The sequence below is a fragment of the Shewanella saliphila genome (assembly GCF_014648295.1).
Lineage (GTDB): Bacteria > Pseudomonadota > Gammaproteobacteria > Enterobacterales > Shewanellaceae > Shewanella > Shewanella saliphila.
This window is the reverse complement of sequence record NZ_BMQV01000045.1, coordinates 1-22,023: the sequence shown is the minus strand read 5'-3', so window position 1 is coordinate 22,023 and position 22,023 is coordinate 1. Positions and strand designations below refer to the sequence as shown.

Sequence of the window (22,023 nt, the reverse complement as noted above, 5' to 3'; positions counted from 1 at the left end):
AAAAATAATGGCTGATAAATACGACTATGACTGAGCATAACAAAAGTCCATTTGCGACAAACCTGCTTAACAGCGCACCTACACAGCAAAAAATGGAATCTGCGGCAAAAGAGCTAAAGAAAGTACAAAAACATCAACAATCAAGTGCAGCAAAAGCCGCCAAAAAACAAACGGTAGAGGCCCAAATATCCCAGACAGGCAAACCCTTTTGGTGGATGTTGTTAATGTTTATCTGCTCGCTAGTGTATTTGTTTCCTGAGGCGGTGTTTAATGCAGCGTTAACCGACGTTGCGGGTGGGCGTAATGCCACCTTTGAAGACCTACGTGTGGTGGAATTATTTGGCCGAACCATCAGTGGTATTGGGGTAACCTTACTGCTGGCAGATTTATTATTAAAAGGTAAAAAGCTGGCTAATGTCAGCCGCGCGTTCGGGTATTTTGCGTTGATTGCGGTGATGGTATGGCCAACGGTGTTTTTTGGTCAAAAGTGGTTAGTGGATCATTTTATTATTGATGCATCTACCTCTGAAGAGCGCCAACAAGCGTACTTGTCTCAAATACTGCGCAGTGCATTGATTGAAAACTCCATTAAGTTTGAAGGCATAGAATACGACCCCAATAAAACTCACAACGCGACTGAGAAAACCTTTTTATCGGTTTTTGGTGGTTTAGTTTACGCTGACGACCAATTGGTAGCAGACTTAACACAAAAGAAACGCTTGATCATGGAGAAGCTTGTTCGCGATCGCGCGATGTCTCGCTTTGATGAGCATTATGGTCAATACGATAATTTTCGCCAAACTCTGCGTGATAAATACACAGAGTACGCCTCAGGTTCTAATCAATACAACCAAGCGCTTGCCAGTGTACAAACTCGCTCTGATGAGTACTGGCTTGATACGCAAAACCAAGTTAAACAAGGCTGGGAGAAATATCAGCAAGGGACCAAGGCTTATGAAGCTCGGGTAGAATCTCGAGCACAAAAAATTGCGCCAAAACTGTATGACTATTTTGAACGCCGTAATAAATGTGCCGAAAAGAAGAGTGGCAGCAGTAAAGATCGCTGCTTTGAGCGACTGCAAAAAGGCTACGACAAAGAAATCGCCAAATACAGTATCCCTTATATTCCGCCTGACGATTGGCTTATTCGCGAGGAGATCTCAACCTCTGAAAACGTCGGCAACTCTATTCTCTCAGGGATTATGACCCTAGGCCTATATACCGCAATGCAGGCGGCCGATGCGATTACCGGTGGCGATGCCGGCTTTAAAGATCATCGCATGGTGTATACCAACGACGTTAACCATTATAAAAAGGTATTGATGGTAAAAATGGCGCCAGACTTTATAAAAGAGTCAGGCGGTTACCCATTAGGGATTAACTCCATCCATGACTTTAGAGTCCATGAACTCACCAGCGTAAAAGTGAATAAACAGCTAAAGCAAAAAGGCTTAACTTTATCGCCATCTTGGTCAATCACCGACCGCAACAGCTTTGATATTGCCGTCGCCAAAAAAGTCCGGCAGCAAGCTGATGCAAAGTGGCGTTCAAGCATGAAAGCCAAAGGCAGCGATATGCCACCAAATTTGAGCTGGCAAGCCTTTCAAAAGCAGAGCGATATTCAACAACGTATTGAAACTGAAATGAAAGAGCTTTATGTAAACCCAACACTGGCCGACTGGAACAATCGCGAATTTAAACAACATATTATTGAACCAAACATTAAACGTAAAACCCTTGAGTACCTTAATGTACTTGAGGCTCAACAAGCTGAATTTGCCGATGGAGGAGTGTTTGAATCAACGGGTAAATCGGCATTAAGGTCAACGATTATCCCACCGATATCGATGTCGATTAGCTTAGCGCTCGTACTGTTAACGGTATTGAAATTACCGATGAAAGCTGTAGAGCTTGTGCAAGCAAAAAGGTCGTCGACAACACCAATCGCTAAACCGAATCGTTTAATCAAACCAGCAATATCGGCCCTTTTACTGGCATCAATTTTTGTAGTGCCTTTATCCATGGGCGGCAACCAATACACTATGCCGGGCTCGTCGTTGCATTACTTTTTTGATCAAATGGAAAAGAATGACTCTGCGACGATTTCATACACCCTTAAATGGCTATTAGTGACTCTGCCTATGGTGCAACCCGTTGGCTCATCGATTGATCAACACTTATTGATTACCACTGGGTTTGATGCCATTAGCGACCCAATTAACCGTTTTGATTTAGCGGTAATGCCAGCACATGACGTGAGTAAACCACGCAAATCATCAGCTAAAAGCTCGGCATTACTGCCGCTGACCATTAAGACCAATATTGCTAATGCCAGCATTTCAGTGATGAGCATCAAACCCAAATACCAACCCGGCATGATGCTACCCGCGGGCAGTTATGACATTAAAGTTTCAGCACCAGGACAAACGACCATTAGAAAGTGGGTTTACCTCAAGGCCGATGAGACTGAGTTTGAATTCAATTTTTAAGTCGCGGTGTTGTAAATAAAAACACAAAGCAGCAAGCATTCACGCAAAGATTATAGGATGTATTACGTGAGTAAATTAGAACAATTTCAGAGTTTTATTCGTAGCAACGGTAAAGTACTCACTGGTGTCGATGTGCCAGTTAAATTAAGTCATGAACAAGTCAAACTGCCGCAACTTAAGTTTACTTTTGGCTGGACGATTGAAGTGGGAGTGAGTGAACATCGACATGGTGGTCATTGTCCTTCAGGGATTAAATCTGGCAGTGCAGCAAATGCACGAGACTATGCTCATGACAAAGCCAAAGAATACGCTAGCGGACAAAATGCGCTGTTTAATGAACGGTTTTTAAACATTTTAGGCCCAGATATTACCAGCAATTTTTTAATCCGCAACAGAGGGCTTAAATCTGCGCCAGAGACCTATGTAGGCAGTAAGATTTGCTACAACTGTAGCGGCTCAGGCAGTCAAAGCTGCTCCGGCTGTTATGGTTCTGGCAAAAACAGCTGCCATGGTTGTAGTGGTACAGGGCGCGTCAGTACATCGCGTTACGATAGTCACAATAATCGTACTGTTTATACAACAGAGTCATGCACATCTTGTTGGGGCAGCGGTAAAAAAACCTGCAATAGCTGTGGTGGGTCTGGTTCTGTAACGTGTAGCACTTGTAGCGGTGGTGGTTACCTTTATTACAGTTACACCATTGATGGTGATGCCAAGCGCAGTACGAAGTGGGCTTATAACAGCAATGATTACCACGAATGGACCTCTGAGTTTGTTAAAAATAACGGCTTAAACTTGGTTTACCATTTAACCGATATTACTGAGGTCGATGTTGACGGCGCTTTAGATGGTTGTACGTTTATCTATGCTTTTACCGCTAAACTGCCAACCTTACAATTTACCGCGACCATTGATAACACCGACACAAAAATGTGTTTCGCCGGCAAAAAAGACACCACCCATAATGCAGGTGGTGTTTATGATCCTGCGGTATGGCGTGTGGCGCAAAAAATGACAGGCAAAAGCCAGGCAGATGACAAAGCCGTGTTAGCAACACCTGCAATAAAAGACATTATCGAAGCCGATGCCACCAACACCCAAATTGCCTTATTAACCGAAAATTGGGTATCAACAGACATTAAAGATGCGGTTATATCGAATTACCAAAACTTGGTCAGCACATTAAAAAAACAAAGTGTTAAGGGTATTGCACCCAACATGTTGTTAAGTTTGATTAAATACACCTATCTGTTCTTTGTTTTGGGCATGTTAATCGCGTTGTTATTCCCCTCTTTTGCAGCCGAATCTGGCTACCGTATGAGCGTGACACAAGTGCCAGAATGGATGTTTGCCCTATTAAGCATGAAATTTGGATTATTTGGACTGCCCGCCTTGGCTAACTATGCTTTTGTATTCGGTTTGCTGTGGTTAAGCTACCAAGGCGTTAAAAAGTGGTATTGGAAAAACATCAGTAACACCAAGATTTGGCTATTAGCTATCGCTATTACCTTATTGTTCCCCCACATTGCATTGTCAATTTATTACAATACGTTAGCACTGCTTAATGACTCCCCTGCCATTGCCAGCACTCTTGTCTGCGGTTCACTATTAGTGGGTATCTACTTGATGGTCATTGGGGTTAAGTGGCCACAAAAGTGGTATAGCAAATTGCTGGGATTAGTGGCCGCTGTAGGTATTTATTGCGCTATTCAATATGGGTTTTATGCAATCAACCCAACTTATGCGTTTATTGCCGATCATGCCCATTACAACCGAGAAGTGAACAAGTTATTGACCTCTGGCGTACATTTTATGCAGATAAATATTGTTGAGTGGAGCTTATTATCCATTAGCTTTACGTACTTTTTAACTCGAAGACGCTTTTGGTTAAAAGCCAAAACCATGGTGGCTGATTACGATAGTCCAGTATTGTTAAAATCAATGAATATGGATAAATAAACTAATGCGTTTTGAATGGATATGAAGCATACATTAGCACCGAGTAAACCTATGCTTTCATATCTATTCAGAACGCGATAGTCTAGCCAGAATATTTTGTTATTAATTGCATTTGTAAGTGATGGAGTGCTCCCTACCTATGAGTATCATGCGTTTTATGACGAACACCGACAATCGTCCTGTTACGTCAACCTCTTCTGCGCGCATTAGTTATTTTGCCACCCCTTCTGAATTACAAGAGCCTTTGTTTGATAGCTCAGGCATGAGCCGTGATAATATTCGTCGTCACGTTAGGCAAGAGCGCAACAGCTTATCAACGGAAGAACAAAGCCAATTGGCATTAATAGCCAGCAGACATATGCTTGCAGAAATTCAGGCACAATCGGCACAACATGTGGCCGTGTATTTAACCCATGACGGCGAATTAGCCACGCAAAAATTGATTGATGCACTGTGGGAGTTAAACATCAACGTTTATTTGCCGCTTATCCATCCATTTTGCAAAGGTCACTTGTTATTTGTACGTTACGATCGTGACTCGGTGATGGTTAAAAACCAATACGGTATTAGCGAACCTAAACTCAATGTGCAGCATGTGATCACCGTTGAGCAACTCGATATGATCATCACGCCTATGGTGGCATTTGATGAACACGGTAATCGTATGGGGATGGGTGGCGGTTACTACGACCGCACGTTAACCCAAGTCGTTAATAACAAACCTTTAGCCGTTGGTTTTGCCCACGACTGTCAGGAAGTAAGCCAGGTACCTACCGATTTTTGGGATGTGCCGTTGCCAGTGATAATTACCCCAACGAGAAGATTAGCTATTTAAAATCGTTTCTTAATAAAAAGCCCCATCAATACATGTTATTGATGGGGCTTTTTAGTTAAATAATTAGACTAAAAGTGAGCTTATACAATTGCCTTATCTAATGCCTGGCTTACATCAGCAATGATGTCGTCGATATGCTCAATACCTACCGAAATACGCACTAAGTCTTCTGATACACCGGCTTTGGCAAGCTCTGCACCGCTGAGTTGGCGATGAGTGGTACTAGCAGGGTGACAAGCGAGCGATTTAGCATCACCAATGTTGACTAAACGCAGCACCATTTGCAGCGCATCAATAAACTTACCACCTGCAATTTTGCCCGCTTCGGCATCAGCAGATTTAATCCCAAAGCTGATAATACCAGAAGCTTTACCGCCAGTGATTTTTTGGCATGTGGCATTGTATGGGCTGTCTGGCAGTGCTGCGTAATTGACCCAGCTAACACTTGGGTGTTTTTGTAAAAAATCAGCCAGCGCAAGGGCATTACTGCAATGACGCTCCATTCGCAAGCTAAGCGTTTCGAGCCCTTGTAGTAGCAAAAATGCACTTTGTGGCGACAAGGCAGCACCGGTATTACGCAGTGGTACTACACGGCAACGGCCAATGTAGGCTGCTGGGCCAAAGGCATCGGTGTACACCACGCCATGATAAGACGGATCGGGTTCATTAAGAATTGCAAAACGTTCTTTATTAGCAACCCAATCAAACTTACCTGAGTCAATAATCACCCCACCAATAGTGGTGCCGTGACCGCCAATGTATTTGGTCAATGAATGGATAACAATGTCGGCGCCGTGATCAAACGCGCGGCACAAAACCGGTGTCGCCACAGTATTATCAACAATCAGTGGTACCCCATGTTTATGGGCAATATCGGCCAAACGCTGTAAATCGACGATGTTACCGGCTGGGTTACCAATTGATTCACAAAATAGTGCTTTGGTTTTATCGTCAATTAATGCATCTAAACCGTCAAAGTCATCAAACGCAGCCATGCGCACTTCAACGCCCTGGCGCGGCAGAGTATGAGCAAATAAGTTATAGGTGCCGCCATACAGTTGGCTTGTGCTAACAATGTTATCGCCTACTTGAGTGAGCGCTTGAATCGCATAGGTAATAGCCGCCATACCCGATGCTACAGCAAGTGCACCAATACCGCCTTCGATAGCAGCTAAGCGTTGCTCTAACACACTGGTGGTTGGGTTCATGATACGGGTATAAATATTACCTGCGACTTTGAGGTCGAATAGGTCTGCGCCATGCTGGGTATCGTCAAAGGTGTACGAGGTGGTTTGGTAAATCGGCACTGCAGCAGCTTTAGTCGTAGCTTCTGACTCATAGCCATAATGTAATGCCAGTGATTCCAGTTTCATGTTTTCTGCAGACATAGCGACTTCCTTGAGATAATTGACTGTGGTGATATTGATCAATAACCACACTAGCAATTAGCCATCTAGAAGTCTATAGCAAGTTGCTGCGAAATGATGATTTACATATCGCGGCTACTTGTTTCTTACTCTATTTATGGATGAGTAAAGCCTATTTTAACTGCCTACCACCATCTACAGCATAACTTCGACCCGTAACGTAATGGCTGCCTTGCAGGTAGTCGATAAGGCTAATAATTTCATTATTGCCGGCTTCCCTTGGCAAAATCGCTTTCGCTAATGCTTTGACTTTATAAGCATCATCGTCGTGCTCATTAAATAGAATCATCGCGGGGGCAATCGAGTTCACTTTAACGTGTGGCGCAAGCAAGCTGGCAAATGACAAGGTCATATTATGCAATGCCGCTTTACTGGCCGCGTAAGCAATATGCTTTTTACTGCCTTTTTCGGCGACATAGTCGGTGATATGAATAATATTGCTGGCGCCGATGCTGTCTTCATTGGTTTTAGCGGCAGCAACCAACAATGGACCTAAAGCGAAGTTAATTTGATAAGGCGCAGCGACATGAATTTGCATCATCCTCGCCATGGTTTCGCTTGGACTTAAACCACTATTGTCTGGTAACCAGTCAGAGGCGTTATGGATAATAGTGTCGAGGCGGTCATGATGTTGATTTATGTGGGCAATTAACGCCTCAATTGCAGCAGGATCAGTTAAGTCGCACGAATGTAAACTGGCTCCAAGCTTGCCTAACTGCTCGATACTGTCGTAATGAGTACGATAAGTGCCAATAACATGATGACCCTGGGCCAAATAATACTTAGCCAGCGCATAACCAATGCGCTTACCTACGCCGGTGATCAGTATTGTGCGTTCCATAATGCTCTCTTTATGTTTGGTTAATAACTTAGCCTAAAACTTATCATAAGCAAATTAAGTGCTTATGATAAGCATTTATCATAAGTGTTAAGGGTTAAACTTTTAATACAGCGCTTGCGGCCTAAAAAAATGGCCTCAACTCTGGGGAGCTTGAAGCCATTAAATAAATGGAAATAAACCGTATAACGTTACGCTAAAAATTCAGCACGACTGGCTGGATTAGCTTTAAAACAACCGCCAAGCGCCGTGGTTTGGGTGCTCGATGAGGTGTCCATAATGCCGCGAGATTTAACACAGTAATGAGTCGCGTTTATGCTAACTGCAACATCGTCGGTTTCGAGCAAGGTTTGCAGCGCCACTAAAATTTGTTGTGTGAGACGTTCTTGCACCTGCGGGCGTTGGGCAAAAAAGCGCACAATACGGTTAATTTTAGATAAGCCAATAATGTTGCCTTTAGGAATGTAAGCCACCTTAGCCAAGCCATCAATAGTAATAAAATGATGCTCGCAGGTGCTCACGACACTGATGTTGCTGATTTTCACCATCTCTTCAACACCCATTTTATTGTCAATTTGGGTAATTTTAGGGAAGTTAGCGTAATCAAGGCCTGAGAAAATCTCATTGACGTACATTTTAGCTATACGATGCGGCGTTTCAGCTAGGCTGTCGTCGCTTAAATCAAGGCCAAGCGTCGACACAACTTCAGTCATTAAGCCTTTAATACGTTGATACTTTTGCTCGCTGTTCATATCACTTGGAATCAGTGGCGTTTCAAGACCATGGTCGACTAACGCCTGTTGTACTTTAAGTGCTTCGGCAGACAACTCGGCGCGAGTTATGTCATTAATGGTGGTCATAATAACATCCTTAATCAATGGGTTAACTGCGATACTCTAAAGACAAAGATACAGAGTCGGCAAAACGCAGTGCATGTGGTTTATCGATGGTGACTCGGGCTAGGGTTACGCTTGGATGCTCACGACAAATGTCGAGTACGTCAGCCACCAGTTTTTCGAGTAATAAAAAACGACCTTCTTCTACATGCTGAATCACTTTTTTGGTGATTACCTTGTAGTTTAGTGCATCTGCGACATCGTCGGTTTGAAACGAACGATCCGCTGGATAATGGATCTCAATGTTGATCACCACATCTTGCTGTTTTTCACGTTCGTCTTGGTTAAACCCAATAAAGGTGCGTAAACGTAAGTTGGTGACGTTAATAATAGCTTGGCTTAATGGCATTATTTAGCCCTAGTGGATTGTTTTAAAGCTATACGCCAGGATGAAATAAAAAGATCATAAATCTAAAACGATCATGCTGATCGCTAAATCCTGTTCACAAAAGGTAAACTAGTTTGCGCGTTAATGCGTAGAATAGTCACAGCAACGCTAATAGCACGAGGTAAATAATGGAATTAACAATATTTTACGATGGCACTTGCCCGCTGTGCCTCAATGAAATGCAGCAATTAAAGCGCTACGACCGGTTAAATCGTATCGGGCTTGAAGACATTAATGCCGCAGACATCAAGCAACGATTCCCTGATTTAAATGTAGAGCAAGCCAATACCATATTGCATGGCCTGCAAGCCGATGGCACCTGGCTTTATGGTTTAGATGTTACTGCTAAAGCGTGGGGGCTAACAGGCAAACATTGCTGGATAAAAATGTTGCGTCTGCCCGTGATTAAACCCGTGGCCGATAAAGCTTACCTAGCATTTGCGCGTAATCGCTACCGGATATCCTATTTACTCACCGGGCAAAAGCGCTGCGACACAGGCCGTTGTAACATTAAATAAAGGCAAAGCGCATGAGCGATTCAACGACTACTGAAACCATTATTGTAATTGGGGCGTCATCCTTTATTGCCCAAGCCTTTATCGAGCAAACCTGCCATCAACACGCAAAGCAACAGCAGCAAAACTCACCTGTCGCAGAACCGTTACAAATCATCACGATTAGCCGTCAGGCCAACATTAAGTTGCCTGAACTAATGGGCAGCGAACTAACAGGAAGTGCTAACCACCAGCACTTTAGCTGTGATTATCAACAAGCCTCAATAGAGCAATGTGTTTGCGATATTGCGAAGATTGCAGGCACAGTGACTCGCATAGTGATGTGTAATGGTATATTGCACAGTAAAAACCAGCACATCAGCACAAAAGAGCCAGGCTTAATGCCAGAAAAACGCATTGAAGATATTGATGCACATTCGTTAGAGCAGCTGTTTTATGCCAACAGTATTGTACCCATGTTATGGCTAAGCGCCCTCACCCCATTGTTGTCGCAACCACGTCATAAAGTAAGCGCTAAGCAAAAATGTGTTATCAGTATATTAAGTGCTCGAGTCGGCAGTATTTCAGATAATCGCCTCGGCGGTTGGTATGGCTATCGCGCCTCAAAAGCGGCATTAAACATGCTCATTAAAACCACGGCAGTGGAATATGCCAGACGCCTTAAACGCGTGAAACTTATTGCGTTTCACCCCGGCACCACCGACACGCCATTATCAAAACCTTTTCAAGCCAATGTGCCTCAAGGCAAACTATTTACCCCTGCCTTTGTCGCCAGCCAGTTACAGCAAATTATGGATAACAGTGAGCCCAACGGCGAAGCCAGTTACCTCGACTGGCAAGGCGAGCCGATTAACTGGTAACTGCTCATTGATGTTATGGCTGTGGCTAAGTACATGCCAAGTTGCTGATGCCATATGGTACTAAGGTGCCAATTAAATATTACCTAAATTACTTTACCCTGAAAGTACTAAATTGGATTGAGGAACCGATACTATGTCGACGTTACACACGGGACTAAAAGGGAAAGTAGCACTGATAACCGGCTCAACAAGCGGTATAGGCTTGGCCACCGCTCATGTACTGGCTGAACAAGGCTGTCATATCGTATTGCATGGATTGATGACGCAGGATGAAGGCACTGCATTAGCCGCTGAATTTACCACCCAATATCAAATAAACACCTATTTTAGCAATGCCGATTTAAGAGACCCAGCCTGTATACATGAGTTTATGGACGCGGCCGTGGAGCAATTAGGCAGTATTGATATTTTAGTCAATAACGCTGGCATTCAGCACACTCAAGATGTGGCCAACTTTCCGATTGAAAAGTGGAACGACATTATCGCGATTAACTTATCTTCTGCCTTTCATACCATCCAAAAAGTTGTGCCCGCAATGGCCAATAAACAATGGGGGCGAATTATTAATATTGCCTCAGTACATGGTTTAGTCGGCTCAGCAAATAAGGTGGCATATTGCGCAGCAAAACACGGCATAGTGGGCTTAACCAAAGTGGTGTCCATTGAATGTGCAGAGCAAGGTATTACGGTCAATGCGATATGCCCTGGTTGGGTTGATACACCGCTTATCGGCAAACAAATTGACAACATCGCAAGCGACAAAAACTTAAGTTATAACGAGGCAAAATATCAACTCGTGACAGCCAAACAGCCGTTACCAGAAATGCTCGCGCCGAGACAAATTGGTGAGTTTGTATTGTTTCTTTGCGGCGGCGCGGCAAAAGGCATTACTGGTGCGGCATTACCAATGGATGGTGCCTGGACTGCGCAATAAGCTTTGGTGTGATTGATTTATAGTAGGTAATCTCATATTAAATGTTAGCCCCTATTCATATCGATAAGGGCTTTTTTAATGCCTAAAACAATAGGCCGTGGGTAATGCAGTTAAACCTTGACCATAAACTTAGCGATATGTTGATAGGTTGCCATACATTCATCTTTAACAAGATCGTGCAGCAACATGTAGGCGTGGATCATACCGTCAAGCGAATGATGCTCAACATCAACCCCTGCAGCAGTTAATGCCTTAGCATAAGCTATGCCTTCATCCCGAAGTGGATCGCAGCCTGCAGTAAAGATCAACGTTTTAGGTAATGCTGCCGACATAGCCCCCAATAAAGGTGAAGCCTGTTTAATAATATCGGCATCAGTCGATTGAAAATACTGCTCGAAATACCACTTTATGCGAGTTGTTTCGAGTAAGAACCCTGTGCCATTACTGTCTAATGATGGGCTTGTTAATGTGTAGTCGACGCTGGGGTAAATCAAAATTTGTTGGTCTATTTTAAGCCGTTTATCCGTTAAGCTTTTCATGCTTAAACTGGTGCAAATGGCACCACCGGCACTGTCACCAATAATCGTGACCGAATCTTGATGCTTAACATCACCGAGTAACTCAGCGTAACGTATGAGTACCTGTTCGCAATCATCAATCCCTGCGGGATAAGGATGCTCTGGCGCCAAGCGATACTCAACCGAAATCACTACACACTGAGCAATACTGGCAAGGTGGCGGCAAATAGGGTCGTACAACTCTACGCTACCACACATGTGCCCACCACCATGAAAATGTAATAACACTGGCAAAGGTTTATCTGGCGCAGGACTATAAATTCTGACGGGAATAATACGGTCGGGTAACGTCAACGTTTTATCTGCAATATAAGACACCGCTGGTGAGTCACTCATTAACCCGCTTAGTTTGTTTAAGTTTTCCCGCAATATTGTCGGTGTAAATTGGATATTATTTTGCTTAGCCAGGGCAATGTTACTATTTGCCTGGGCCAAAAAATCAGTCAACTTAGTAGACACTGTGCCTCTCATTATCATGACTCCTTTGATTTACCCGTTTCAGGTAAAAAATAACTGCCCACAAATACCGTGCCGGTAAGCAAGGTAATCATCAAAAATGAACTGGTGTAACTGCCATCATTCATATCCACTAACTTGCCAAATACCCATAGCACAATGGTTGATACCAGGTAACTAATCGACCAGAACAGACTAAACACCACGGTAATTTTTTGCCCTGTCATCTGTGGTAATTCATGGGGAATAGACACTAATGCGGTTATCGGAAAAAAGATAAAAAAGCCTAATACCATCGCACATAAGATTTGTAACCAAGGCTGCGAGCTAAACGATAACCCGAGTACTGTGATAAAAATAATCAGCCCACTTAAACGAATAATAGGTAGGCGCATTGGATTTTTTCGGCTGTATAACATCCCCGCAATGGTGCCGATAATGCCAAAACCAATCACCCACTTACTTTGACTAATACCCGCTTGCGGATAAAAAGTGAATAGGCAGATATAAAACGACAGCAGCCCAGAATAAGTAAACGCGTAGAGCCAATTAAACTTATCTTTTAACCCGTCCATATAGCCATATTCTGTGGGTTCTGATCCCGCTGCGTGCTTAACCTCAGCCGGAGCGTCAAACTTTACTAGCATCCACAGGATGGCAAGCACCAAACTGGCAAGCGAAAACAACACCAGGCTACTTTTCCAGCCGCCGGTGATGTCATTAATGCTGCTCATGCCCCACAGAACAATTGCAGTGCCAACGTTAAAAGCCACCGCATTTAAGCCGTTTATCAACGGGCGTTCGGCGGGAGTAAACCACTGCATCACTATCGGGTTAAAGTAAACAATCATAAAGGCGCCACCTAAACCCATTAAAAATCGACTCGCCAATAGCAACTCGTAATGGGTTGCGTAAGGGGTGACAATTCCGACCACAATTAATAATGAGGCGAATAAAAAAGCATACTTAACCCCCACTTTCACCGCTAAATAAGCCGCGCCAAACGTACCGACAATTTTGGCTAACGTAACCGCACCACTAATAAAGCTGGCAGAGGCTAGGCTATCAATGTGCATTGAAGCCATTATGTTGCTCATGCTGGCAGTCCCGCCAACCCATGCCATCGCAAAGAGCACATAACTGGTAAAAACCAGACCTTCAACCAAGTATTTATGGGTTATGTTCATAGGCGTAATCGGTACCTTAATGACTGTATCGTATGCTAATCATGTTATCTGATGGGTATGGATAAATAAGTACTACCTTAGTTCACCGCATTGTTAAAAATCTTTATCAAACAGGGCGTCTAGTGTAGTTTCGCAAGGATAAACAATAAAAATAATTGGGGAATAACTTGCAGGCTTGGTTATCTATTGATACTTGGTTGATCAGTTCTATTTCGATTGCTTATCTGGCAATGCTATTTGTGGTTGCGCAATGGGGACAGAATCGAGCGGTAAAAAAAGTCAGCCAAAAACCGTGGATTTATAGCTTATCGCTTGGCGTTTGCTGCACATCTTGGGCATTTTACGGCACGGTTGGCCAGGCCGCGACGACCGGTGCATGGCTGGCGCCCATTTATATCGGCTCGATTATTTGTTTGGTCTTAGCCTGGCCAATGCTCATCCGCACATTGCAAATCATTAAAAGCCAAAACCTCACCTCCATTGCCGACTTTATTGCGTGCCGCTTTGACCGCTCACCTAAACTGGCAGCTAGCGTAGCCATAGTGTCATTACTGGGCACGATTCCTTATATTGCCTTGCAATTACGAGCCATTAGCACCAGTTTTGATTTACTCACGGGCACCTTTCAATCGGGTATTAGCACCGCATTTGTTGTTACCATTGTGCTGATTATTTTTAGCGTGTTGTTTGGGGCGCGCCAACTCTCCGCCAGTAAGCATAATCACGGCTTAGTGTTAGCCATTGCGTTTAGCTCTATCGTTAAATTATTTGCCCTGACGGCGGTGGGGATATTTGCCACGTTTTACCTATTTGATGGCTTTGGCGACCTACTCAGCCAAAGCCAAAACCTTGAACAAACCACTAATTCAGACTCGATTTATCTTATTGTGTCGCAGGTTATTTTGGGCGCGATTACCATCTATGCATTACCGCAACAATTTCACATGATGATGATTGAAAACAATCATGATGAAGAGCTTAAATCTGCACGTTGGATGGTACCGTTATACCTGTTATTGATTAATATTTTTGTATTGCCGATTGCATTAGCCGGACAACTTAGCTTCCCTGGCGGCAGTGTCGGCGCAGATACCTATGTACTGACATTACCGCTGTTTTATCAACAAGCATGGCTCGGCATATTGGTTTATGTTGGTGGACTTGCGGCAGCAACCGCCATGGTGATTGTGGCGGCAATTGTATTGAGCACCATGATTTCGACCGAAATTTTAACGCCATTACTATTACGACTACCCAAATTTAGCTCGCAACAAACCCCGCAATTATCAGGCATTTTATTAAATTTACGTCGTATTGCTATCGCGGTGATTTTACTGTCAGCCTTTGCATTTGAACGCTTTATCGATCAACAAAATCATTTAGCCAGCATCGGTTTACTGTCATTTGTTCTACTATCTCAATTTGCGCCCGCTGCAATTGGCGCCTTGTATTGGCGAAATGCTACTACTCAAGGCGCTTTTGTGGGCTTAATTATGGGCAGTATTGTGTGGCTGTATACCTTACTGTTGCCGGTGACTTTTCCTGAGGCGCATTGGGTTAAATTTGGTTTATTTGATATTGCCTGGTTAACCCCGACAGCTTTATTTGGCTTAACTAGCCTGGACAATATCAGCCATGGGGTATTTTACAGCTTAGCGGCAAACATCGGCTGCTTTGTGATCATTTCACTGCTCAAAGAGCAAAGTGTTGGCGAGGTATTACAAGCCGATTTATTTGTAAACAGAAAACCGGTACAGCCAGAAAGGCACTTGTCGGTCGATGACTTAGCCAGTTTATTAAACCGCTTTATTAATAAAGACGAAGCCGATGCATTATTAGCTAAAGCGAAACAACTCAATGGAAAACACCAGCAACAACAATTGGTTGACTATACTCGCTTAAAATTATCTGGGGTGCTTGGCTCGGCATCGACCAGAATGGTAATGAATGCCGCGTCGCGAGTGCAACACGTACCACTCGAAGATGTAGTCAGTATTGTTGACGAAGCAAACCAAATTTTTGAGTTTAACCGTGAGCTGCTGCAATCTGGGGTGGAGAACATTGAACAAGGCATTAGTGTTGTCGACGCCGACATGCGTTTAGTGGCCTGGAATCAACGTTATATTGAACTGCTCGATTACCCGCAAGATTTTGTTAAAGCCGGATTGCATATTGAACAATTAATTCGCTTCAATATCGACAGAGGGATTATTGTCGGCGATGAAGCCCATGAGTTAGTGGAAAAACGTTTAGCGCATATGCGCGGTGGTAGCCCACATCATTTTCAGCGCACCATGCTAGATGGGAAAGTGCTCGAAATTAGAGGTCAAGCCATGCCTGGAGGCGGCTTTGTCAGTACATTTGCTGATATTACCGCCCACATTGAAGCAGAAAAAGCATTGCAATTGGCCAATGAAACACTCGAAAAACGGGTAGAAAGCCGCACCCAAGAATTGGAAAAAGCCAAAGCTGAGGCCGAAGCAGCCAACAGCAGTAAAACCCGCTTTTTAGCTGCGGCCAGCCATGACTTAATGCAACCCTTTAATGCATTAACCTTATTTACCGACATGCTAAAGCAACGGGTAAAATCGACCGAGTTGCAAGATTTGGCCTGTAATATTGAAGAGTCATTAACCGTTGTTGAAAGCTTATTATCTGACCTGGTGGAAATATCACGCTTAGACAGTAAATCCCTCAAAACCGAGCAAAGCCAATTTGCGATAGATGATTTACTCTCTACCTTAGTTAATGAGTTTAACGCCTTATCTATTCAGCAAAACATTGATTTTAACTACCAGGTATCGTCATGTTTTGTCCAAAGTGACCAAAGGTTGTTAAGGCGCATTATTCAGAATTTTTTATCTAATGCGTTTCATTATTCACCCTCAGGCAAAACAAATGAGCAAGCTGCCCATCAGGGTAAAACAACAGCGTTTATACCAAAGGTGCTATTGGGCGTAAGACGGCTTGAGCAGTCAATATTAATACAAGTTTGGGATAATGGCCCAGGGATCCCGCTCGATAAACAACACGCCATTTTTAATGAGTTTGAACGCTTAGAATTAACCCGCGAAATCCCTGGATTAGGCCTAGGGTTGGCCATTTGCGATCGGATTGCAAAATTACTCAATGTCACAATATCGCTGCATTCTGAGGTTGGAAAAGGCACCTGTTTTAGTGTCGAAATCCCTCGAGTTTTGCAACAACGAAAACCGCTTAAAGTTGCAGCGTTACCATCTGAAGATGACATTAACAGCGATAATATCAACGTGACGGTGCTGGTGATCGATAATGACGACCTTATGCTTAAAGCCATCTCATCTTTGCTCAGTGGCTGGGGATGCTTGGTGATTACCGCTAAAGATCAACCCAGTGCGATACAACAATTAATGACTCAACCTACACCCAAACTCATTATTGCTGACTATCATTTAGAGGACGATAAAAATGGGGTCGACCTGGTGCAATACTTACTGGCTAATCACGTTAATGACAGCAACAAACCCACCTGTGTTATTTGCTCTGCTGACCCGTCGGAATCCGTAAGACAACACACCAGCAGTGCCCAGTTTAGCTTTGTGCGTAAACCACTTAAGGCAATCGCGTTAAAGCGGATTATAAGGGGCTGTTGATCTTTCAAGGTTATTTTTGCAGCGAATTGTTGGCCATTACTCACATATACAACTGCGCGGTAGAGACTTCGAGGTGTAGTTATTCTACATAAAAAGTCGATAACGCAGTAAAAATGGCCAACAAACGCTGCCCGAAGGGTTCGGCTAAAAACATTTTACTCTTTGTTGAATTCATCTTTGCGAAGTAATAGTTGCTTAGATGACTAGGCATCAATCCATTCGCCTCGATTAAAATGTTTTTAACTCGAACAAAATTTAACAAGCAAAAATCAACAGCCCTTAAAAAATTACCCTCTGAATAATTGATTTTTATAGATTAACGACCACACAAAATGCCTCACAGGGAGGCATTTACTCGTACTTACTCGCATTCATTGCGTCTTATCAATTATGCTTGCGCCTCCACCTGCTGGTTTTCCGTTGAAGTAATCATTAATTGCTGGAACACCAGCCCTGCTTGGGTGCGATTGTTAATTTCGAGTTTAAGTAAAATCGCTGAGACATGTTTTTTTACTGTGGTTTCTTTAATGTTTAAATCATACGCGATTTGCTTGTTTAACCGACCGTTAGCAATGTTGGCCAGTACTGTGTATTGCTGCGGAGTGAGTTGGGCTAATTGCTTTGCTAAACGTTGATGCTCGGCGGCGGTGTGTTGATCGGTACTGATATTGGTGTGCTCGGGTAACCAAACGTCTCCGTCTAGCACAGTATCAATCGCGGTTGATATTTGGGTTAAGTTGGCCGATTTAGGAATAAACGCACTGGCACCAAAATTGATGGCTTTACGGATAATCTCTGGCTGATCGTCAGATGACACCATGATGACTGCAATGTCAGGAAAGTGATTTTGTAATAACGTGAGGCCAGTAAAACCGTCATTTCCCGGCATATGTAAATCAATAAAGATAAGTTCAATATCGGGGTGCTGCTCCACTAAGGCAATTAACTCTTGAAAGTTTTCCGCCTCTAACACGTGTGCATCGTTGACACTTTTTTGCACAGCTTGGGTGAGTGCAGCACGAAATAGTGGATGGTCATCTGCAATGGCAACTTTAATTTGAGACATCATGACTCCCTTACATTCGTTGTTATTGTTATGGTTCACTCTTCATAGGCAATAAAAAGAATAACCGGTTCTGATGAGACCGGCTATTCTTATCTGACCTTAAGTGATCACAAGGATTAGAACGTATAGCCAACCGTTAATGAAATAGTCTCTGGGTCGCCATAGTATCCAATTAAGGTGTTATCGCCGCCTAGGCCAGGGGTAAAATCACCATCGCCTGTTGGCGTGACAAAGGCGTAGTTACCCACCAAATACTCTTCATCGGTGACGTTTTTCCAATGTAACCCAGCATTCCAATGACCATCATTGCTATACCAATTGAGACCAAAGTTAAGCAAGCCGTAGCCATCCTGGCTCAATAGGTTATCCACTACCGCTAAATCGTAATCGCTGCGGTAGTAGTAATTACCATTAAAGATAAAGCTGCCAATATCAGCTTCAATATTGTAGCTAAAACCAAGATTGGCTGTGGTGTCTGGGGTATTAGTAATAGTGTAGGTATCGCTAATATCAATTTTAGTCCCCTCGTCGTCGTACGAGATCACCTCATCAAATGACGCATCAATTAAGCCGACATTAGCAAATAAATTCAGTGACTCAGTTGCAGCATATTCAACTTCAAGCTCAAGACCTGTTGCGGTAGATTTACCGATGTTGCCTAAACGCTGATTAAGGTCTGAATTATCATCGCCAGGTAACACAGTGACAAACTGCCTGTCTTTATGATCGAGATAAAATGCGGTGGCATTTACACGAAGATTATCGTTCCACTCACTTTTAAACCCAATCTCATATGAATTCACCGTTTCAGGATCAACCGCAGGCTCTGCGCCCGTTGCTCTTGGGTTAAACGTACCTGATTTAAATCCTTGTGAGTAACTGGTAAATACCATCAGGTCATCATTCACTTGATACTCTAGACCCACTCGTGGATTGAATTTAGACCAGGTTTCTTCGTCATCAAGCACTTTAGGTATTTGCGACTCAATTAGCGCGTCATCGCGTACAAAACCAGGATACCAGCCGGTTTCAGGATAAATACTATCGAAAATCACTCCGTTATATACCGTGGCTTCTTTAGATTCGCGAGTATAGCGACCTCCTAATGTCATCGACAATTTTTCGGTAAAGCTGTATGAACCTTGCACATAAGCGGCGTAGCTTTCGCTATTATTACAGCCACTGACCTCACGAGTGAGTCCGCCGTAAGCTTTAAAGGCTTCTTCTAAAATAGCATCGAACACGCCACAAGAATCACCGTCAAAATAGTAAATACCGGAAACTAAATTGAGGTTATCACCGACATAATTCACTTGAAACTCTTGGCTAAATTGCTCATCTTCATAAATAGCCGGCACATCGAAAATACGTAAGCTGGTATTATCAAAATCGATGTTGGTGAGAGACTCGCCTTCACGCTTAGCGGTAACCGATTTAGCGCTCCAATTCTCATTGAAATTATATTCGACCGTCGCGCTCCAACCTTCAGTTTCAACCTTATTCCATGTTGGCATACTGGTGTAAGAGTCGTATTTACTGTCTGGCACTGGGGCATCGGTTAACAAACTAGGAAGCAGTCGATAGCCGCCTTTTGAATTAGAATCATCTTCGGTTTTATCGTAAGTAAAGCGCATAAACAGGTCGTCTGTAGGGGTGTACTCAACACTTAACCGCCCTGCCATTACATCCTTGTTATAGTTCTCGGTATCTTGGCCATCTAATGCTGAAGTTTTAAAATCACCAAAGCCATCACGATTTAAACTTGCAAAGGCAAAGCCGACGTAAACTTTGTCATCAATTATGGGTAATTGACCGGCAATTTTGGCGTCTTTTTGGCCATAACTGCCCACGGTGCCTTTAAGGCTTAACTCACCGTCACCAGACATTTTTTTGGTGACATATTTAACCGCACCGCCAATGGTATTTTTGCCGTATAAGGTGCCTTGAGGCCCGCGTAGCACCTCAATACGTTGAACATCAAGAATATCCAACACCGCACCTTGCGGACGGGCAACATAAACATCATCGATGTAAATACCCACACCAGGCTCATAGCCCCACAATGGGTCTTCCTGGCCTACACCGCGGATAAAAGCGGTAAGCGTAGAGTTAGTGCCTCGGCTTGATTGTAATGTGGTGTTGGGGGAAAACTGCTGAATTTCGGTCATCACGCTGATGCCATTTTCGGCTAACTCTGTGGCACTCACCGATGTCACCGCCACAGGCACATTTTGCAAACTCTCCACGGTTTTACGTGCGGTCACTTCAATGCGCTCTAGTACTGGTTGCTTAACGTCACTGTTATTTTGTTCTTCTGCGGCTATCGCATGCTGTGCGGTTAACACTGACGAAATGGCTAAGGCAATGCAGCTCATTTTAATCGTATTCTGTTTCATACAGGTCCCCGTTGTAATAGTTATTATTAATGGTTTTACTTACTGCAAATTCTGATTAACAACTCATTTTGCTTATTGGTTTATTGACGATTCTTTGTTCACATATTGACTGTATCGTATTTTCAAGCTTATTGAATCGGTACTATAGTAGTATGCGTTTTGTTCTTTTTTGCCAAACAAACAAAACAGAAAAACACTTAAAAACAAACGCTTAAAATTTAACTATTAATTAAAGCCCCCAAAACTTAATCACTTCATTAACGCTGCTAATCGGCGCTTTAAGCAAAAAGTCACTTTGTTCACCGCCATGTTTTATGTCTGGATTTATGGCAATGCCGTGACCAAAATTGTTAATGGTAACGAGTTCAATAGACGTATTGTTTTGGTGATCTTTCCAACGTGAAATACTGTAGCCAGATTCATTTGTGACTGTCGGCTTAGCGTTAGATTGAGTTAACACTTGCCATTGAGATGCGAGCATTTTTGCATTGTTCGCACTGACAACATTGTCATTGTCACCCGTCCAGATACTTAGTGAAGGCCAACGGGTTTGCTTAGGATGTATAGCTTTGGCAAATTGGGCTAATTCTTCAACCGACTGCGCAGGCCCTTGTTTCATACAAGAGATGGCTTTGATCAAATTGTCGGCACAGGGATACGGCAAGCCAGCGATGACCGCACCGCTTTGAAACAGATTGGGGTAATTGACCATTGCAGCGCTGGCCATAGCGCCACCTGCTGATAACCCGATGACATAAACATGCTTTGCGCCAAGCTTTTCTTGAGTGGTGACTATCATGTTTTTTATCGATAACATTTCACCACTGTCTATTTGCGTATCTTGACTTGCAAACCAGTTGAAACAACCCTTTACGTTATTGTCATAGCTTTGTTGTGGCACTAAAACCGCAAACTGATTCGCTATCGCTAATGACGTTAGGCCGCTTTTGTTGGCCAACTCAACTCCGTCTTGAATACAACCATGCAGTAACACCACTAAAGATAAATCCCCAGCATGAGAAGCGTTTGAGCCTTGCGTCACAGGAAGATAAGAGCTTGTCAGCGCACCTGGATTATCACCAAAATCGGTAAGAGGAATATAAGGCGTGTCGGTTGCTTGAGCCGACTGCATTGAAAGAAAACAACCCAGTAAAAGCAGCGGCATAGTTAAGCTGTATTTTATATTGATCATTTCAACGGTTTCCAAATTTAACATATTAGTAACTTGCAGAATTTTGCGCCAAACAGCAATGGCACTTTAGATCCACATGAAAAATAATGTCGGTATGTTGATGAAAGGTAGGGCAATAAGCGTGGAACTGTGCAGCGATGAAGGATTGTGGTTGTAAACAATGTGAATAATGAAATGGGAGTATACCGGCAGGCGAGCTATTCGATATTCGGTGCTAGGTGCTAGGTGCTAGGCGCTAGGAATTTTAAGCATCGAGTAGGGTGAGGCGTCACCGCCCCATCCCTCTCACAGAACCGTACGTACGGACCTCGTATACGGCTCATGCATACTTCCATTCAGCATAGTTGCTGAACACATACCCTGTCCTATCATGCG

General features: G+C 43.4%; 16 protein-coding genes. 7 read left to right on the top strand and 9 right to left on the bottom strand.

The features are described 5' to 3' along the window. The first annotated feature begins 26 nt into the window (after positions 1-26). The 3 genes from IEY48_RS16965 (at position 27) to IEY48_RS16955 (ending at position 5,283) form a co-directional block, all read left to right on the top strand. The gene (locus tag IEY48_RS16965; RefSeq protein ID WP_188922468.1) at positions 27-2,489 is read left to right on the top strand and encodes a peptidase associated/transthyretin-like domain-containing protein; all 2,463 of its coding nucleotides are present in this window, start codon (positions 27-29) and stop codon (positions 2,487-2,489) included. 66 nt (positions 2,490-2,555) lie between these two features. Beyond that, complete coding sequence (locus IEY48_RS16960) at positions 2,556-4,448, top strand: hypothetical protein (RefSeq protein ID WP_188922466.1); 1,893 nt, start codon at positions 2,556-2,558, stop codon at positions 4,446-4,448. Between the two features lie 139 nt (positions 4,449-4,587). Next, complete coding sequence (locus tag IEY48_RS16955) at positions 4,588-5,283, top strand: 5-formyltetrahydrofolate cyclo-ligase (RefSeq protein ID WP_188922464.1); 696 nt, start codon at positions 4,588-4,590, stop codon at positions 5,281-5,283. A gap of 80 nt (positions 5,284-5,363) precedes the next feature. Here the strand turns inward: IEY48_RS16955 and IEY48_RS16950 are convergent, their stop codons facing one another. The 4 genes from IEY48_RS16950 to folX all read right to left on the bottom strand — a co-directional run bounded on the left by IEY48_RS16950 (position 5,364) and on the right by folX (position 8,793). Continuing rightward, the gene (locus IEY48_RS16950; RefSeq protein ID WP_188922488.1) at positions 5,364-6,656 is read right to left on the bottom strand and encodes an O-acetylhomoserine aminocarboxypropyltransferase/cysteine synthase family protein; all 1,293 of its coding nucleotides are present in this window, start codon (positions 6,654-6,656) and stop codon (positions 5,364-5,366) included. Positions 6,657-6,822: 166 nt separating this feature from the next. Further along, positions 6,823-7,551, bottom strand: a complete 729-nt coding sequence (gene folM, locus IEY48_RS16945; protein WP_188922462.1) for a dihydromonapterin reductase — start codon at positions 7,549-7,551, stop codon at positions 6,823-6,825. A 188-nt stretch (positions 7,552-7,739) separates the two neighbouring features. Continuing rightward, entirely contained in the window at positions 7,740-8,408 is a 669-nt protein-coding gene (gene folE / locus IEY48_RS16940) for a GTP cyclohydrolase I FolE (RefSeq protein WP_188922460.1), read from the bottom strand. 22 nt (positions 8,409-8,430) lie between these two features. Continuing rightward, positions 8,431-8,793, bottom strand: coding sequence for a dihydroneopterin triphosphate 2'-epimerase (gene folX / locus IEY48_RS16935; RefSeq protein ID WP_188922458.1), 363 nt, complete (start codon positions 8,791-8,793; stop codon positions 8,431-8,433). Positions 8,794-8,960: 167 nt separating this feature from the next. On the opposite strand from folX, the gene IEY48_RS16930 reads away from it, so the two are divergent. From IEY48_RS16930 to IEY48_RS16920, 3 genes are all read left to right on the top strand, one after another. Beyond that, entirely contained in the window at positions 8,961-9,350 is a 390-nt protein-coding gene (locus IEY48_RS16930; RefSeq protein ID WP_188922456.1) for a thiol-disulfide oxidoreductase DCC family protein, read from the top strand. 11 nt (positions 9,351-9,361) lie between these two features. Then, positions 9,362-10,207: an SDR family NAD(P)-dependent oxidoreductase gene (locus tag IEY48_RS16925; RefSeq protein WP_188922454.1), complete on the top strand. Its 846-nt coding sequence runs from the start codon at positions 9,362-9,364 to the stop codon at positions 10,205-10,207. A gap of 133 nt (positions 10,208-10,340) precedes the next feature. Further along, complete coding sequence (locus IEY48_RS16920; RefSeq protein WP_188922452.1) at positions 10,341-11,141, top strand: 3-hydroxybutyrate dehydrogenase; 801 nt, start codon at positions 10,341-10,343, stop codon at positions 11,139-11,141. 110 nt (positions 11,142-11,251) lie between these two features. Here IEY48_RS16920 and IEY48_RS16915 read toward each other — a convergent pair whose 3' ends face one another. After that, entirely contained in the window at positions 11,252-12,190 is a 939-nt protein-coding gene (locus IEY48_RS16915; RefSeq protein ID WP_188922450.1) for an alpha/beta hydrolase, read from the bottom strand. Positions 12,191-12,192: 2 nt separating this feature from the next. Continuing rightward, positions 12,193-13,362, bottom strand: a complete 1,170-nt coding sequence (locus tag IEY48_RS16910; protein ID WP_188922448.1) for an MFS transporter — start codon at positions 13,360-13,362, stop codon at positions 12,193-12,195. 167 nt (positions 13,363-13,529) lie between these two features. On the opposite strand from IEY48_RS16910, the gene IEY48_RS16905 reads away from it, so the two are divergent. After that, a complete protein-coding gene (locus IEY48_RS16905; protein ID WP_188922446.1) occupies positions 13,530-16,994 on the top strand; it encodes a hybrid sensor histidine kinase/response regulator in 3,465 nt (1,154 codons plus the stop codon). Positions 16,995-17,382: 388 nt separating this feature from the next. Here the strand turns inward: IEY48_RS16905 and IEY48_RS16900 are convergent, their stop codons facing one another. From IEY48_RS16900 to IEY48_RS16890, 3 genes are all read right to left on the bottom strand, one after another. Continuing rightward, the gene (locus IEY48_RS16900) at positions 17,383-18,060 is read right to left on the bottom strand and encodes a response regulator transcription factor (protein ID WP_188922444.1); all 678 of its coding nucleotides are present in this window, start codon (positions 18,058-18,060) and stop codon (positions 17,383-17,385) included. Between the two features lie 116 nt (positions 18,061-18,176). Then, the gene (locus IEY48_RS16895) at positions 18,177-20,456 is read right to left on the bottom strand and encodes a TonB-dependent receptor (protein WP_188922442.1); all 2,280 of its coding nucleotides are present in this window, start codon (positions 20,454-20,456) and stop codon (positions 18,177-18,179) included. A gap of 229 nt (positions 20,457-20,685) precedes the next feature. After that, on the bottom strand, positions 20,686-21,672 hold the full coding sequence (locus IEY48_RS16890) for an extracellular catalytic domain type 1 short-chain-length polyhydroxyalkanoate depolymerase (RefSeq protein ID WP_229786545.1): 987 nt from the start codon (positions 21,670-21,672) through the stop codon (positions 20,686-20,688). Between the last annotated feature and the right edge of the window lie 351 nt (positions 21,673-22,023).

What these genes read in the sequence shown, in the direction of transcription:
- IEY48_RS16895 (WP_188922442.1), bottom strand. Translation starts at nt 20,456, where the DNA reads ATGAAACAGAATACGATTAAAATGAGCTGCATTGCCTTAGCCATTTCG.
- IEY48_RS16925 (WP_188922454.1), top strand. Translation starts at nt 9,362, where the DNA reads ATGAGCGATTCAACGACTACTGAAACCATTATTGTAATTGGGGCGTCA.
- IEY48_RS16900 (WP_188922444.1), bottom strand. Translation starts at nt 18,060, where the DNA reads ATGTCTCAAATTAAAGTTGCCATTGCAGATGACCATCCACTATTTCGT.
- IEY48_RS16930 (WP_188922456.1), top strand. Translation starts at nt 8,961, where the DNA reads ATGGAATTAACAATATTTTACGATGGCACTTGCCCGCTGTGCCTCAAT.
- IEY48_RS16915 (WP_188922450.1), bottom strand. Translation starts at nt 12,190, where the DNA reads ATGAGAGGCACAGTGTCTACTAAGTTGACTGATTTTTTGGCCCAGGCA.
- IEY48_RS16950 (WP_188922488.1), bottom strand. Translation starts at nt 6,656, where the DNA reads ATGAAACTGGAATCACTGGCATTACATTATGGCTATGAGTCAGAAGCT.
- IEY48_RS16955 (WP_188922464.1), top strand. Translation starts at nt 4,588, where the DNA reads ATGAGTATCATGCGTTTTATGACGAACACCGACAATCGTCCTGTTACG.
- IEY48_RS16890 (WP_229786545.1), bottom strand. Translation starts at nt 21,672, where the DNA reads ATGTTAAATTTGGAAACCGTTGAAATGATCAATATAAAATACAGCTTA.
- folM (WP_188922462.1), bottom strand. Translation starts at nt 7,551, where the DNA reads ATGGAACGCACAATACTGATCACCGGCGTAGGTAAGCGCATTGGTTAT.
- IEY48_RS16910 (WP_188922448.1), bottom strand. Translation starts at nt 13,362, where the DNA reads ATGAACATAACCCATAAATACTTGGTTGAAGGTCTGGTTTTTACCAGT.
- IEY48_RS16965 (WP_188922468.1), top strand. Translation starts at nt 27, where the DNA reads ATGACTGAGCATAACAAAAGTCCATTTGCGACAAACCTGCTTAACAGC.
- IEY48_RS16920 (WP_188922452.1), top strand. Translation starts at nt 10,341, where the DNA reads ATGTCGACGTTACACACGGGACTAAAAGGGAAAGTAGCACTGATAACC.
- folE (WP_188922460.1), bottom strand. Translation starts at nt 8,408, where the DNA reads ATGACCACCATTAATGACATAACTCGCGCCGAGTTGTCTGCCGAAGCA.
- folX (WP_188922458.1), bottom strand. Translation starts at nt 8,793, where the DNA reads ATGCCATTAAGCCAAGCTATTATTAACGTCACCAACTTACGTTTACGC.